15 protein-coding genes are annotated in these 14,552 nt (G+C 74.0%); 3 read left to right on the plus strand and 12 right to left on the minus strand.

Annotated elements, in window-relative coordinates:
- Positions 1–28 precede the first annotated feature (28 nt).
- From ACZ4NB_RS29535 to ACZ4NB_RS29545, 3 genes are all read right to left on the minus strand, one after another.
- Positions 29–1,021 (minus strand): hypothetical protein, encoded by a 993-nt coding sequence (locus tag ACZ4NB_RS29535; RefSeq protein WP_467666100.1) that lies wholly within the window; start codon positions 1,019–1,021, stop codon positions 29–31.
- Entirely contained in the window at positions 1,018–2,271 is a 1,254-nt protein-coding gene (locus ACZ4NB_RS29540) for a glycosyltransferase family 4 protein (protein ID WP_467666101.1), read from the minus strand. Before ACZ4NB_RS29540 ends, ACZ4NB_RS29535 begins: the two co-directional genes overlap by 4 nt.
- A 157-nt stretch (positions 2,272–2,428) precedes the next feature.
- Entirely contained in the window at positions 2,429–3,127 is a 699-nt protein-coding gene (locus ACZ4NB_RS29545; RefSeq protein ID WP_467666102.1) for a transglycosylase family protein, read from the minus strand.
- 284 nt (positions 3,128–3,411) lie between these two features.
- On the opposite strand from ACZ4NB_RS29545, the gene ACZ4NB_RS29550 reads away from it, so the two are divergent.
- Entirely contained in the window at positions 3,412–4,221 is an 810-nt protein-coding gene (locus ACZ4NB_RS29550) for a hypothetical protein (protein WP_467666103.1), read from the plus strand.
- A 119-nt stretch (positions 4,222–4,340) separates the two neighbouring features.
- Complete coding sequence (locus ACZ4NB_RS29555) at positions 4,341–4,685, plus strand: hypothetical protein (RefSeq protein ID WP_467666104.1); 345 nt, start codon at positions 4,341–4,343, stop codon at positions 4,683–4,685.
- Positions 4,686–4,763: 78 nt separating this feature from the next.
- Here the strand turns inward: ACZ4NB_RS29555 and der are convergent, their stop codons facing one another.
- The 5 genes from der to aroH form a co-directional block, all read right to left on the minus strand.
- Positions 4,764–6,224: a ribosome biogenesis GTPase Der gene (gene der / locus ACZ4NB_RS29560; protein WP_467666105.1), complete on the minus strand. Its 1,461-nt coding sequence runs from the start codon at positions 6,222–6,224 to the stop codon at positions 4,764–4,766.
- Positions 6,225–6,318: 94 nt separating this feature from the next.
- Positions 6,319–6,906, minus strand: a complete 588-nt coding sequence (locus ACZ4NB_RS29565; protein WP_467666140.1) for a lysophospholipid acyltransferase family protein — start codon at positions 6,904–6,906, stop codon at positions 6,319–6,321.
- Between the two features lie 107 nt (positions 6,907–7,013).
- Positions 7,014–7,745: a (d)CMP kinase gene (cmk, locus tag ACZ4NB_RS29570; RefSeq protein WP_467666106.1), complete on the minus strand. Its 732-nt coding sequence runs from the start codon at positions 7,743–7,745 to the stop codon at positions 7,014–7,016.
- A gap of 86 nt (positions 7,746–7,831) precedes the next feature.
- The gene (locus ACZ4NB_RS29575; RefSeq protein WP_467666107.1) at positions 7,832–8,917 is read right to left on the minus strand and encodes a prephenate dehydrogenase; all 1,086 of its coding nucleotides are present in this window, start codon (positions 8,915–8,917) and stop codon (positions 7,832–7,834) included.
- A complete protein-coding gene (aroH, locus tag ACZ4NB_RS29580) occupies positions 8,914–9,276 on the minus strand; it encodes a chorismate mutase (protein WP_467666108.1) in 363 nt (120 codons plus the stop codon). The genes ACZ4NB_RS29575 and aroH overlap by 4 nt, the downstream gene beginning before the upstream one ends.
- Before the next feature lie 232 nt (positions 9,277–9,508).
- On the opposite strand from aroH, the gene ACZ4NB_RS29585 reads away from it, so the two are divergent.
- The gene (locus ACZ4NB_RS29585) at positions 9,509–10,240 is read left to right on the plus strand and encodes a nucleotidyltransferase domain-containing protein (RefSeq protein ID WP_467666109.1); all 732 of its coding nucleotides are present in this window, start codon (positions 9,509–9,511) and stop codon (positions 10,238–10,240) included.
- A 14-nt stretch (positions 10,241–10,254) separates the two neighbouring features.
- Here ACZ4NB_RS29585 and ACZ4NB_RS29590 read toward each other — a convergent pair whose 3' ends face one another.
- The 4 genes from ACZ4NB_RS29590 to ACZ4NB_RS29605 form a co-directional block, all read right to left on the minus strand.
- Positions 10,255–11,301, minus strand: a complete 1,047-nt coding sequence (locus tag ACZ4NB_RS29590; protein ID WP_467666141.1) for an ADP-ribosylglycohydrolase family protein — start codon at positions 11,299–11,301, stop codon at positions 10,255–10,257.
- A 119-nt stretch (positions 11,302–11,420) separates the two neighbouring features.
- Positions 11,421–12,542 (minus strand): pseudouridine synthase, encoded by a 1,122-nt coding sequence (locus ACZ4NB_RS29595; protein ID WP_467666110.1) that lies wholly within the window; start codon positions 12,540–12,542, stop codon positions 11,421–11,423.
- Positions 12,542–13,243, minus strand: coding sequence for an SMC-Scp complex subunit ScpB (gene scpB / locus ACZ4NB_RS29600; RefSeq protein ID WP_467666111.1), 702 nt, complete (start codon positions 13,241–13,243; stop codon positions 12,542–12,544). Before scpB ends, ACZ4NB_RS29595 begins: the two co-directional genes overlap by 1 nt.
- The gene (locus ACZ4NB_RS29605; RefSeq protein ID WP_467666112.1) at positions 13,240–14,400 is read right to left on the minus strand and encodes a segregation and condensation protein A; all 1,161 of its coding nucleotides are present in this window, start codon (positions 14,398–14,400) and stop codon (positions 13,240–13,242) included. Before ACZ4NB_RS29605 ends, scpB begins: the two co-directional genes overlap by 4 nt.
- Positions 14,401–14,552 lie beyond the last annotated feature (152 nt).

Genomic DNA, 14,552 nt, shown 5'->3' on the forward strand with positions numbered 1-14,552 from the left:
GGGAGCGTCCGCCGCGGCGGACGCCCCGTCAGCTCCCGTCCGGTCCGGCGACCCGTACGGCCAGGTCGTTGTCGAGTGTGTAATACGGGCCGACTCTGACCTGGCCGGCCGCGCAGTCCACCGGCAGCGCGGGGTAGCTGAAGACCTGCTTCTTGTCCGCGACATCGTCCAGCAGGCGGGCGATCCGGACCGGCCGGGCGCCGTCGGCGGGGCGCAGCCACAGGTCCCAGGGCTCGCTGCCCCGCTCCCAGTGGCCGGCCAGTTCCCCGTACGGCAGCGTGAAGGTGAACTCCGAGCCGTCGACGGCCAGTGGGACGGTGACGGCGGGCGGGACGTCGCCCGGCCGCCCCGGTATCCGCCGGGCGCGCGCCTCGGCCTGGGCGCCGGCCGCCGGGACGGCGCCGTAGAGCCGGCCGGAGACCGTCATGCCGTCGGGCCCCACGAGGATGTCGCCGGCCTCGGCGTGCGGCCCGCGCAGCCAGCTGCGCAGCGCGAGGTTGCCGTACTTGGTCGCGTACGGGATCCGTACGCCGAGCCGGCCGATGCCCGCCAGCGGACGGCGGTCCACCAGCGAGCGCAGGTCGTTGACGCCCGGCAGCAGCCGCCGGGGGTCCTGGCCGTCGCCGAGGTCCGCATAGGCGTTCCAGCGGCCCTCGGCGAGCGCGACGGTGCTGGGCAGCACGGCGCGCAGCCGGCCGGCGCCGTTCGGGCCGAGCGGCAGCCGCACCTCGTCGTCCGCCCCGTCGCCGCCGCGCAGCCGCAGCACCAGTGCCGCGCTCCAGCCGGCCGGGGTGCCCTCGGGGGCGGTCAGATCGAAGGTGAGGCCGCCCGCGGAGTCGGCGATGCAGTCCGCCCGCAGTTCGCCGGGCGCACCCGCGCCGCCGGCCCGCCCCCGCGGCGCGGCGGACCGCCGCTCGCCGCCTTCGCGGCCCGCGCCCGCCGCGGCCGTGGGTTCCTGATCGATGGCGGCCGACTCCTTCGTCTCGTCTCCGGTCGCGGTCAACTGGCTCGACCCGGTCATGCCGTCCGCACCCCTCCCAGCGCGGCGCGGGCCGCGTCCTTGGTGGCGTAGGCGCCGCTGAGCAGCGCGCCCCGGGCACGGTGCAGCCCGCCGCGCAGCCGGTTGGCCCGCCGCGCGGCCAGCAGCTCGTCGAAGAGGGCCTCATAGCGCCCGGCGACCCGGTCGGGGTCGAAGCGGGCGGACGCCGCCAGCGCGGCGCGGCCCATGCGCTTGCGGGCGTCGTCGTCGTTGATCAGCGAGAGCAGCGAGCCGGCCATCGCCTGCGGATCGCCGACCGGCACCAGCTTGCCGTCCACCCCGTCGGCGATGATCTCGCCGGGCCCGTGCGGGCAGTCCGTGGCCACGACCGGCAGACCGCACCGCATCGCCTCGACGATCGTCATCCCGAAGGACTCCAGGCTGGAGGAGACCGCGGCGATCGAGCCCTTGGCCCACTCGGGCTCCAGGGGGTTGGCCGGGCCCATCAGGAAGACGTGGTTGTACAGGCCGAGTTCGTCTATCAGGGCCCGCAGCGCGGCCTTCTCGGTCCCGCCGCCGTATATCCGCAGCCGCCAGTCGGGGCGCTCCGCGGCGACCTGCGCGAAGGCCCGGATGAGGACGTCGTAGCGCTTGACCCGGGCGAGCCGGCCGGCCGCGACCACCCACTTGCCGCTGCCGTCGCAGGGCGCGAGGGCGGGCGCGGGCACGCTGTTGGGCACCGCCTCGATGCGCACTCCGGGCAGCCGCAGCCTGCTGCGGTAGGCGCGGGCATCGGCCTCGGTGACGGTGGTGACCGCGTCCAGGCGCGGATAGGCGCCGCGCAGCGCCAGCTTGAGCGCCCGGCTGTGGGTGTCCAGGGTCAGATGCTCCTGGCCGATGCGGACCGGCCCGCGGCGCGTCTGCCGGGCGATGTGCACATTGAGTCCGGGCCGGGTGCCGACCACCACGTCCGCCTCGGTGCGCCGCAGATGCTGGGCGATCCGGTGGTCGGTCAGCTCGCTGTACTGGGCGAAGCGGCCCTCGGCGGCGGGGAAGACCCTGGCGGGACGGGCGTGCGCGGGGTCGGCGCCGTCCGGGCCGGACTCCCTGATGTCCACGAGGTGCCGCAGCGCGACGCGGGGACCGAGGTCGAAGACCGGGGCGTCGCGGTGGCGCAGCGCGGAGACGATCTCGACGTCGTGCCGTTCGGCGAGCGTGCGGGCCAGATTGAACGTCGTGCGGATCGTCCCCCCTATCCCGTACGCGTTGTGAATCAGGAATGAGATGTGCATCCGTCCCCGCGTCCCCTGGTCTTCCGGTCGTTCCCGCGCTGCCCGCGGACGGCGTCGTGCTCCCCTCGCGAAGGCACGACGCGTCCTGTTCACTGCAGGGGAAGACCGCGAAACGGGGTTCCCGGTTGGGCGCTTTCGCCAAGATGTTCCGAAAAAGTTAGGGCATCGGTAGCGAGAGCAGGGAACCTTCGGGCCACAATTCCCATCCCTCGTCCGATGCCGCATGCTGGTGCTCCCCCTTGCGCCCGGGGGCGGCCGGTCCGGGAAGCAGCAGCTTGGTGCCGACCCGCAGCCGGTTCGGGTTGCCGCCCACGAGCGGCTTGTTGGCCTTGTAGAGCGTCCGCCAGCCGCCCTTGACGTGGTGGGTGCGGGCGATCTCGCCGAGCGTGTCCCCGCGCCGCACCACATAGGTACGCCCCTTGGCGATCAGGCCGTAGCGCCTGGCGCACACCGGCCAGGCGCCCCAGCCCTGGGCGGCCTGCACCCTCTTGGCGATGTGGATCTGCTCGTCGCGGGTGGCGAGGTCGGCCCGCCGCGCGTAGCGCAGGCCGCCGAACGCCTCCCAGGTGGGCTGCCAGAACTGGAGTCCGCCGTAGTAGCCGTTGCCGGTGTTGGTCCGCCAGTCGCCGCTGCTCTCGCATTCGGCGAGACAGCCCCAGGGCCACTGGTCGTCGGCGCAGGCGTGACGTTTCTTCGCGCCGCCGCCACCGCCGCCACCGCCGCCGCCGCCGCCGCCGTCCGGCCCCGCGCCGGCGGCGGCGCCACCAGGCAGGCACAGGACCAGGACCGCGGCCACCGCGGGGAGCAGCCCGGCGGATCCCGCGCGGCGCCGCGGCGCCGAAGAGTTGTCCGACATAGCCGGTGACGGTAGGCAGCCGTCCGCCGCCGACCCGCGCGCCGCGCCCTCCACGCCCCGGTCCCACCCGCTCCGGTGTACAAAACGCCGCCAACTGCGCCACGTTCTACACGAAAGCTGGCGGTAAGTGACCGGTTCCTGGGCGCCTTTCCTTGGTTTTCCGCTGTGCGGGGATTGGTTCGATTCTGTTCCCGTCGTCGCGTGACTCCTGCCGCAGGTCACCCGTTGTCCTTGTACGAGCCGGGAGACCGCCCGGCAGACGCACAGAGATCGAGGAGCCACCCGTGCCGCGCATGCTCGACGTCAGCGACGACGTTCGCGCCGAGATCGGCGACGAAGAAGCCGACCGCCTGCTGGCCGGTGGCGACGCCCCCGGCAGCTACGACTGCACCTCCTGCCGCACCCCAGGCGACAGCGAGCAGGAGCGCACCAGCACCGTCCTGTTCGTGGGCGAGGAGACCGCGGTGCTCGCGTTCGCCCATGCCACATGCATCCCCTCGCAGGTCGTCCCGGTGTCCGAGGAGCAGCTCCAGGGAGCCGTGCGCTCCATCACCGGCGAGGACGCCGCCCCCCGTACTCCCGCACCGGGGGCCGCGCCGACCGGCCCGGCCCCCGGCAACGAGCGCCAGGCGACCCTCGGGATCACCTGCGGTCTGGTGCTGATCGAGGGCGATCTGCGCCCCGCCCTGGTGGTCGAGCCGGACGGCCCGATCGCCCGCCCCGGCTCGGCCGGCCTGACCGACGACTTCCTCCCGCTGCTGATGGAGCAGGGCTTCCAGCCGGTGAAGGACATGAACCGGCTCCCCACCCTCAACCCGGGCTGGTCCGCGCTGCTGGCCATGGGCAAACTGCACGCCGTCCTGCAGCCCGGCAGCGCCGGCAACCAGGCCGCCTGGTGGCAGGCCCACCAGCCGCTGGCGGTCTCCGACGGCTGGCGCGCCGCCGCCAACAAGGCCCAAACGGTCCTGATGTACGCCGCGCCCGCGGGCACCATCGGCCACCAGCCCCGCGAGGACCTGATGCGGCAGGCGCTGGAGGAGGCCGCCGCCCGGGACGCCCTGGTCGCCGCCGCGATGCCGCTGGCCGGCACCTGACCGCCCCGCGCCACCCGATCGCGGGGGCAGGACCGCCGATTCGGCCGGTCATGCCCCCGCGATCGGCCATTTCCGCAGGAAAGCCGCATCCCACGGCCATCGGGGTCGTTGGCACATACGTGCACGCATACGACCCCTCCTCCCGCGCCCCGTACTCCCACCAGATCCCCGGCATGCGCCCGTCGCACGAACACGGGCCGACGCACACGACCGACCGCGGCTCGGCCACGCCGATCTACGACGCGCTGTACGCCGAGTACCGCCGCTCCTTCCGGGCCCTGCCCGGGGACCGTTCGGACGAGCCGGAGACCTCGGAGACGCTGCGCGGCACGGGGAACTGGGGCCGTACGACGGCCTCCACGGGCCACTGGGAGGTCGTGGGCCGCCAGCCGTACCAACCCCCGCGCGGCCATGTCCCGGCGCTGCCCCCCGGACAGCGCGACGGCCGCCGGCACGGCCGCTGACCCGCTCCCGGGCCGGCGTCCCGCCAGGCGGCCGCTGCGGCGCCCGGGGCGTCCCGGAAGGCCGGGACGCCCCGCTCGCTACTTCTTCTTGGTGCGCTTCTCGCGCACCCGCACCGAGATGTGGATCGGCGTCCCGTCGAAGCCGAACTCCTCGCGCAGGCGGCGCTCGATGAAGCGGCGGTAGCCGGCCTCCAGGAAGCCGGAGGCGAACAGGACGAAGCGCGGGGGCTTGGTGCCGGCCTGGGTGCCGAAGAGGATGCGGGGCTGCTTGCCGCCGCGGATCGGGTGCGGGTGGGAGGCCACGATCTCACCGAGGAAGGCGTTCAGCCGCCCGGTGGGGATGCGGGTCTCCCATCCGGCCAGCGCGGTCTCGATCGCCGGGACCAGCTTCTCCATGTGGCGGCCGGTGCGCGCGGAGACGTTCACCCGCATCGCCCACGGGACCTGGACGAGGTCCCGCTCGATCTCGCGCTCCAGGTAGAAGCGGCGCTCCTCGTCGAGGTTGTCCCACTTGTTGTAGGCGATGACCAGGGCGCGTCCGGCCTCCACGGCCATCGTGATGATCCGCTGGTCCTGGACGCTGATGGACTCCGCCGCGTCGATCAGGACGACTGCGACCTCGGCCTTCTCCACGGCCGCCGCGGTGCGCAGCGAGGCGTAGTAGTCGGCGCCCTCCTGGAGGTGCACCCGGCGGCGGATACCGGCGGTGTCCACGAACTTCCAGGTCTTGCCGCCCAGTTCGATCATCTCGTCGACCGGGTCGCGGGTGGTGCCGGCCAGCTCGTTGACCACCACCCGCTCCTCCCCGGCGACCTTGTTCAGCAGCGAGGACTTGCCCACGTTCGGACGGCCGATGAGCGCGATCCGGCGGGGGCCGCCGACGGTGGCGCCGAAGGTCTGCGCGGGCGCCTCGGGCAGCGCCTCCAGCGCGGCGTCGAGCATGTCGCCGGTGCCCCGGCCGTGCAGCGCGGAGATCGGGTGCGGCTCGCCGAGGCCCAGCGACCACAGCATGGCGGCGTCGGCCTCGCCGGACGGGCCGTCGACCTTGTTGGCGACCAGCACCACCGGCTTGCCGGCGCGGCGCAGCAGCTTGACGACGGCCTCGTCGGTGTCGGTCGCGCCGACCTTGGCGTCGACGACGAAGACGACCGCGTCGGCGGCCTCGATGGCGAACTCGGCCTGCATCGCGACCGATGCGTCGATGCCGAGCACGTCCTGCTCCCAGCCGCCGGTGTCGACGACCTTGAAGCGGCGGCCGTTCCAGTCCGCCTCGTAGGTGACGCGGTCGCGGGTGACGCCCGGCTTGTCCTCGACGACCGCCTCGCGGCGGCCGATGATGCGGTTCACCAGCGTCGACTTGCCGACGTTCGGGCGGCCGATGACGGCGAGGACGGGCAGCGGGCCGTGGCCGGCCGCGGCGATGTCGCCCTCGACCTCCTCAAGGTCGAAGCCCTCCTCCGCGGCGAGCTCCATGAACTCCGCGTACTCGGCGTCGCCAAGCGCACCGTGCTCGTCGCCGGTGGGGATCTGGTCGTTCATGAAGTCCGTTCCTCACGCATTCAATGTGCGGCTGCCGCCGCGTGGTCTTCGCGAGTGGCGGGCCGCGCTCCGCGGTCCACCACTCAAGTGTGGGTCAGCGCCCGGTCAGGCGCCGTGCCTCGGCCAGGTGGGCGGTGAGCCGCTCCTGGATGCGCACCGTCGCCGCGTCCAGCGCCTTGCGGGTGCGCCGCCCCGTGCCGTCGCCCGCCTCGAAGGCGTCGCCGAAGACGACGTCGATACGGGCCCGCAGCGGCGGCACCGCCGAGGTCAGCCGGCTGCGGCGGTCCTTGCCGCCGAGCACCGCCACCGGCACGACCGGCGCCCCGGAGCGCACCGCGAAGTACGCCAGGCCCGCCCGCAGGGAGGCGAAGTCGCCCTCGCCGCGGGTGCCTTCCGGGAAGATCCCCAGCACCCCGCCGCGCTCCAGCACCCCGAGCGCGTCGGTGATCGCCCTGCGGTCGGCGGATGAGCGGTCCACCTTCAGCTGCCCGATGCCCCGCAGGAACGGGTCCAGCGGGCCGACGAAGGCTTCCTTCTTGATCAGGAAGTGCACCGGCCGGGGCGCGGTGCCCATCAGCATCGGGCCGTCGATGCCGTGCGAGTGGTTGACGGCGAGGATCACCGGGCCGGACGACGGCACCCGCCAGGCGCCCAGCACCCGCGGCCGCCACAGCCCGTACATCAGGCCGATGCCGATCCGCCGGCCGACCGCGGCACCCGCGGCGCTCGGGATGCCGGACCGCTGCCCGGCCCCGGCGCCGGCCGTGCCCGGCGCCCCGCCCCGGTCGGTCACCGCGCGAGTCCCGCCTTTTCGGCGCTGACGCCCTCGATGAGGGTGACCACGCACTCGATGACCTGCTCCAGCGTCAGCTCGGTGGTGTCCACCTCGACCGCGTCGTCCGCCTTGGCCAGCGGGGAGGTCTTGCGGGAGGAGTCGGCGGCGTCCCGCTTGATCAGCGCCTCGCGGGTGGCGGCCAGGTCGGTGGCCTCCTTGCCCTTCAGCTCGCCGCTGCGGCGGGCCGCCCGGGCCTCGGGGGAGGCGGTCAGGAAGATCTTGAGGTCGGCGTCCGGCAGGACCGTGATGCCGATGTCCCGGCCCTCGACGACGATGCCGCGCGGGGCCGCGGCGGCGATGGAGCGCTGCAGGTCGGTGATCAGGGCCCGCACCTCGGGGACCGCGCTGACGGCGCTGACCGCGGAGGTGACCTCCTGGGTGCGGATCGGTCCCGCGGCGTCCAGGCCGTCGACCGTGATGGTCGGGGCGCCCGGGTCGGTGCCGGAGACGATCACGGGCTTGGCGGCGGCGTCGGCCACGGCGGTCGCGTCCTGGACGTCGATGCCGTTGTTCAGCATCCACCAGGTGATCGCGCGGTACTGGGCACCGGTGTCGAGGTAGCCGAATCCCAGCTTGGCGGCGACGGCCTTGGACGTGCTGGACTTGCCCGTGCCTGCGGGGCCGTCGATGGCGACAATCACTGCAGCCGGGGCGGTCCGAGCGGCGGTTTCCACGGTGACGAACACCTTTCTTGTTACACGGGGCGGGGGTCCAAGGCCATAAGGGCCTCGCACAAGGTTACTGGCTCACCCGCACGGCGCCGTCCACGGTGTCACTGCCGGATGGACCAGCCCCGCTCCCGCAGCTCCGCGGTCAGCCCCGGCACCGCCTGCGGCTCGACCATGAGCTGGATGAAGCCGGCCTGCTGACCGGTGGCGTGCTCGATGCGGACGTCCTCGATGTTGACCCCGGCGCGGCCGGCGTCGGCGAAGATCCGGGCCAGCTCGCCGGGCTGGTCGCCGATGTAGACGGCGACGATCTCGTACGCGGCCGGGGCGGCGCCGTGCTTGCCGGGGACCCGCTCGCGCCCGGCGTTGCCGCGCCGCAGCACGTCCTCGATGCCGCCGGCGCCGCTGCCGCGCTTCTCCTCGTCGGTGGACTCCAGGGCCCGCAGGGACCGTACGGTCTCGTCCAGGTCGGCGGCGATCTCGGCGAGCACGTCGGCGACCGGGCCGGGGTTGGCGGACAGGATGTCGATCCACATCGCCGGATCGGAGGCCGCGATCCTCGTCACATCGCGGATGCCCTGGCCGCACAGCCGCACGGCGGTCTCGTCGGCGCCCTTGAGGCGGGCGGCGACGAGGCTGGAGAGCAGCTGCGGGGTGTGCGAGACCAGGGCCACGGCGCGGTCGTGGGCGTCCGCGTCCATCACCACGGGGACGGCCCGGCACAGCGCGACCAGCTCCAGGCCGAGGTTGAGCACCTCGGTGTCGCCGTCGCGGGTCGGGGTGAGCACCCAGGGGCGGCCCTCGAAGAGGTCGGCGGTGGCGGCCAGCGGGCCGGAGCGCTCCTTGCCGGCCATGGGGTGCGTCCCCAGATAGCCGGCCAGGTCGCAGCCCATCGCCTCCAGCTCGCGGCGCGGGCCGCCCTTGACGCTGGCCACGTCGATGTAGGCGCGGGCCGCGCCGCGCCCTATGGCGTCGGCCAGCGCCGCCGCGACATGGGCGGGCGGCACGGCCACGATGGCCAGATCGACCGGCCCCGGGGGCGCCTCGGCGACGCCCGCGCCGAGCGCGGCGGCCGTCAGGGCCTGGGCCTGGTCGTGATCCTCCAGGAAGACCTGCACGCCCCGTGCGTTGAGCGCGAGGGCGGCCGACGTGCCGATCAGGCCCGTTCCGATGACGAGTGCGGTCCTCACTGCGCGATGTCCTTTCGCAGCGCCCCGGCCGCGCCGAGGTAGACATGGGCGATCCCGGCCTTGGACAGCCCGGTCTCGACATGGGCGAGCACCCGCACCACACGCTCCATGGCGCCGGTGACGGCCAGCTCCTGGGCGCAGATCAGCGGGACGTCCGTGATGCCCAGGGCGCGCGCGGCGGCGGCCGGGAAGTCGCTGTGCAGATCGGGGGTGGCGGTGAACCACACGCTGATCAGGTCGTCCACGATCAGACCGTTGCGCTCCAGAAGGGCGGTGAGCAGCTCGCCGACCTGCTCCTGCATATGCCCGGCGTCGTCCCGCTCCAGCTGGACGGCCCCGCGGACCGCTCGTACCGCCACGTCACTGCTCCCCTGCGTCGTGTGCCGCGTTCACGCACCTGTGCACGCACTGATCAGCGTAACCAGCCGCACTGACATTCCGTACACGACGGGTGACCGCACGACGGGCCGGGACGCCCGTGCGCGGGTGCGGCGACCGGCCGGGCACCGGCGGTGACCGGTCTCCCGCCGGCCACGGACCGGCGCGCAAACCTGGTGACACATCGCCCCTCCCCCGGCCACAATCGCCGCCATGTCCGCAGCCACCGGCCAATCGGGCCACTCCCTGGTCGCCGAGCACACCATCTACGCGTGCGTGATGGGCTCGCGCGCCTTCGGGCTGGCCACCGCGAGCAGCGACACCGACCGGCGCGGGGTGTTCCTCGCGCCGACCAGGCTCTTCTGGGGCTTCGAGAAGCCGCCGACCCATGTGGAGGGGCCCCGCGAGGAGGAGTTCTCCTGGGAGCTGGAACGCTTCTGCCAGCTGGCGCTGCGCGCCAACCCCACCGTCCTGGAGTGCCTGCACTCCCCGCTCGTCGAGCGCCTCGACGGCACCGGACGGGAGCTGCTCGCGCTGCGCGAGGCGTTCCTGTCCCGCCAGGTCCACCGCACCTTCGCCGGCTACGCCGCCGGGCAGCTCAAACAGCTGCGGGCCGATCTGCGGCGGCACGGCGCGCCCCGCTGGAAGCACGCCATGCATCTGCTGCGCCTGCTGGCCAGCTCGCGGGACCTGCTCCGTACGGGCGCGCTGACGCTGGACGTCGGCGGCGACCGGGAGGAGCTGCTGGCGGTCCGGCGCGGCGAGGTGGCCTGGGACGTGGTCGAGCGGCGGATGGCGCGGCTGTCCGAGGAGGCCGAGGCGGCGGTGTCCGGTTCACCGCTGCCGGCGGAGCCGGACCGGGCCCGGATCGCGGACTTCCTGTTCCGGGCCCGGCGGGCCTCGGCACTCGGCCAAGGCGGCTCCTCGGCCCCCGGGGCCGCCTGAACGGGCCCGGGGCCTCAGGCGTCCCAGGCCGCCCCGAGCGCCAGCAGCTCCTCGCGGTACTCGATACGGGCGGCCCACTCCTCGGGCCAGGCGCCGGCACCGAGGTGGGCCCCGGCGAAGGCCCCGGTGAGGCAGGCGATCGAGTCGGAGTCGCCGGAGGTGCAGGCGGCCCGGCGCAGCGCGGTGAGCGGCTCGTCGGGGAAGAGCAGGAAGCACAGCAGCCCGGTGGCCAGCGCCTCCTCCGCGATCCAGCCGGCGCCGGTGGCCAGGCAGGGGTCGGCCTCCGCGTCCGGTGCGGCGAGCGCGGCCTCCAGCCGGTCCAAGGCGCCCAGGCACTCGTCCCAGCCGCGGGCGATGAACGCGGTCGGCGACGGGTCCTGGCCGCGCCGCCACAGATCGCCGAGCCAGTCCTCCCGGTAGACGGTGCGCCGGCCGTGGGCGTACGCGCGCAGCAGGCCGGTCAGCTCGGCGGGCCTGGCGCCGTCCACGAGGGCGCGCACCGCGCGGGCGGTCAGATCGCTCGCGGCGAGCGCGGTGGGGTGCCCGTGGGTCAGCGCGGACTGCAGCTGGGCGGCGCCGGAGCGCTGCTGCGGGGTCAGCCCCGGTGCGAGGGCGATGGGCGCGACCCGCATATTGGCGCCGCAGCCCTTCGACCCGATCTGGCTGGCGTCGGCCCATGGCCGGTCCGGGGTGCTGAGCAGCTCGCAGGCGCGCAGGCAGGTGCCGCCCGGCGCCCGGTTGTTGTCGGGCGAGCGCCACCAGGCGACGTACTCCTCGCGCACCGGTCCTACGAGGCGCTCCGGAGCCGGCTCGCCGCCCGCCAGGGCCGTTCGCAGCCCGCGCCCCAGCGCCAGCGTCATCTGGGTGTCGTCGGTGACGATGGCGGGCCGGGGCAGCGCCATCCGCCGCCATGGGCCGCACTTGGCCAGGATGGCCGGCACGTCGTTGAACTCGGTGGGAAAGCCGAGCGCGTCGCCGAGCGCCAGCCCGATCAGCGCGCCGGTCGCCGCCGACCCGGATCCCGTCGCTCCCGTGGACCGGGCCGCCCCCGTGGACTGCATCAAAAACCACCCCTTAATCGTCATGATGACGTTAAGGGGTGGCGGGTGGGCGGCGCAAGGCCGGCCCCGGCGCGGCGGGGTCGCCTACGGGGCCCTGCGGCGGGCCCCGGCGGCGAGAGCTACAGCTCGACCTCGCGCATCAGCATGCCGACCTCGGTGTTGGTCATCCGGCGCAGCCAGCCCGACTTCTGGTCGCCCAGCGCGATCGGGCCGAAGGCCGTCCGCACCAGCTTGTCGACCGGGAAGCCGGCCTCGGCGAGCATCCGGCGCACGATGTGCTTGCGGCCCTCGTGCAGGCTCACCTCGACGAGGTAGTTCTTGCCGGTGTTCTCCACGACGCGGAAGTGGTCGGCGCGGGCGTAGCCGTCCTCCAGCTGGATGCCGTCCTTGAGCTGCTTGCCCAGGTCGCGCGGGAGCGGGCCCTGGATGGCGGCCAGGTAGGTCTTCTTGACGCCGTAGCGCGGGTGCGTCAGGCGGTGCGCCAGCTCACCGTGGTTGGTGAGCAGGATGATGCCCTCGGTCTCGGTGTCCAGCCGGCCGACGTGGAACAGCCGCGTCTCACGGTTGGTGACGTAGTCGCCCAGGCACTGGCGGCCGTCCGGGTCCTCCATCGTGGAGACGACGCCGGCCGGCTTGTTCAGCGCGAAGAAGAGGTACGACTGGGTGGCGACCGTCAGGCCGTCGACCTTGATCTCGTCCTTCTCCGGGTCGACCCGGACGCCCTGCTCCGTGACGATGCGGCCGTTGACCTCGACCCGCGCCTGGTCGATCAGCTCCTCGCAGGCCCGCCGCGAGCCCATACCGGCCCTGGCCAGCACCTTCTGCAGCCGCTCGCCCTCCTGCTCCCCGAACGTCTTGGGGGTCTTGACCTGCGGCTTGTTGTGCCGGGCGCGGTTGCGCTCCTCGACCTGGGCGTCGTACTCGCGGGGACGCGCGGGCGCCTGGCCGCGGCCGCGCTGCGGACCGCCGCCCTTGCCGCCCGGACGGGCTCCCTTGGATGCGGCGCCCGTACGGGGGCCGCCCTTGGCGCCGCCGCGGGCCGCCGCGCCCCGGCTGCCGCCGCCCTTGCGCTCGTCCTTGCGCTCCGAGGAGCCGCCGGCCCCGCCGGTGCCGCCCACGTCGTAGCGGCGCTCCTCAGGACGGGGGCGGCCGGCGCGCTGCTGCTTCTCGTCCTTCTTGTTGCCCGCGCCGCGGTAGTTGCCGCGCCCGCTGTCCCTGTTGTTCCTGCCGCTGCTTCGCATCAATGATCCGTCTGAGAGTCGCCGCTGTCGTCTACGTCGAACGACGGGATACCTTCCGCGGAGTCACCCTCGACCGCGTCCGCCTCCGGGAGGAACGGTGCGAGCTCAGGGAGCTCGTCCAGGCCGCGCAGGCCCATCCGCTCCAGAAAGTAATTCGTCGTCCTGTACAGGATCGCACCTGTTTCAGGTTCCGTCCCCGCCTCCTCCACCAGTCCGCGCTGGAGGAGCGTGCGCATCACACCGTCACAGTTGACTCCGCGAACGGCCGAGACACGGGAACGGCTGACCGGCTGACGGTACGCGACCACGGCCAGAGTCTCCAATGCGGCCTGCGTGAGCCGGGCCTGCTGGCCGTCCAGGACGAAGCCCTCCACCGCGTCCGCGTACTCGGCACGGGAGTAGAAGCGCCAGCCGCCGGCCACCAGGCGCAGGTCGAAACCGCGGCCCTCACGGGTGTAGTCGTCGGACAGCTCGCGCAGCGCGAGCGCGACCGCGCGCCGGGGCCGCTCCAGCACCCTGGCCAGGTGCTCCTCGGTCGCCGGCTCGTCGACGACCATCAAGACGGCCTCCAGCGCGGGCTTCAGCGCCAGCTCGGCGACGCCCAGCGCCCCCGTGGGCGCCTCGGAGCCCTCTTCGGGGCCGCCGCCGACCGCGCCGGTCTCCGTGATGTCGTACGCCTCGCCGCCGGCCGCGCCGCTCATACCCGCTCCTCTTCCGCTCGCCCGCCCCGCTCCGCCTCGGCGGCGCGCTGCGACGGTTCCTGGTCGAACTCGTCCGTGACCACCGGCTCGGCCCCCTCGGCGCCCGTCCAGCGCACCGTGAGCGCCCCCAGGGCCTCCTCCTGGTCCAGCGTCACCACCCGCTCCCGGTAGAGCTCCAGCAGGGCCAGGAAGCGCGCCACGACGGTCAGGGTGTCCGGCGCGTCCGCGACCAGCTCCTGGAAGGTGCGCTCGCCCGCCTCCCGCAGCCGCGCCATCACCACCTCGGCCTGCTCCCGCACGCTCACCAACGGGGCGTGGATGTGGTCGACGTAGACCTGCGGCTTGGCCTTGGGCTGCATCGCCTTGACCGCGAGCCTGGCGAAGCCCTCGGCCCCGATGCTGATGACGACCTCGGGCAGCAGCTCGGCGTGGTGCGGCTCCAGCCCGACCGTACGGGGGTGGCGGCGCGCCTCGTCCGCCAGCCGGCCGCTGAAGATGTCCGCGATGCGCTTGTACGCGCGGTACTGCAGCAGCCGGGCGAAGAGCAGATCGCGGGCCTCCAGGAGCGCGAGGTCCGCCTCGTCCTCCACCTCGGCGGCCGGCAGGAGCCGGGCGGCCTTCAGATCCAGCAGCGTCGCCGCGACGACGAGGAACTCGGTGGTCTGGTCCAGGTCCCAGTCCGGCCCCATGGCCCGGATGTGCGCCATGAACTCATCGGTCACCTTGGACAGCGCGACCTCGGTGACGTCCAGCTTGTGCCGGGAGATCAGCTGCAGCAGGAGGTCGAAGGGGCCCTCGAAGTTGTCGAGCCGCAGGGTGAAGGTCGCATCGCCGCCCTCAGGGCGGGCCTTCTCGGAGGTGCCGGCCTCCTCGGCCTCGTCCACCGCATCCGGTGCAGCCGTCGTCGCGGGCTCGTCCACCGCCTCCGGCACGCCCGCCGACTCCGGTGCCCCTGGTGCCTCCGGTGCCTCTGAAGCTTCCGGCGTCGCGTCCGCGACCGGCGCCTCGTGGACGACCGGCGCTTCTTCCACAACTGGCGCTTCGTCCGCCACCGGCTGCTCCGCGGGCGCCTGTGCCGCCACCGGCCCCGCACCCGGCCCGCGTCCGAGTGGTCTGCGGGCGCGGGGCGCGGGGGTGTCGTCGTTGGTCGTCGGCATCGCGGTCCATGGTGCTGCGGTCCCGCGCCGGAGGCGACGGGCTGGTCACGCGCGGGATGACCCGCGGAGAAGGCAGGCTATCCCGCGTGGCCCGCGCAATCGCCGCCGACCGGCCCCGACGCGGCCGAGCCCCACCCGGCGGGACGTTTTTG

The organism is Streptomyces sp. NPDC026575 (assembly GCF_055567415.1).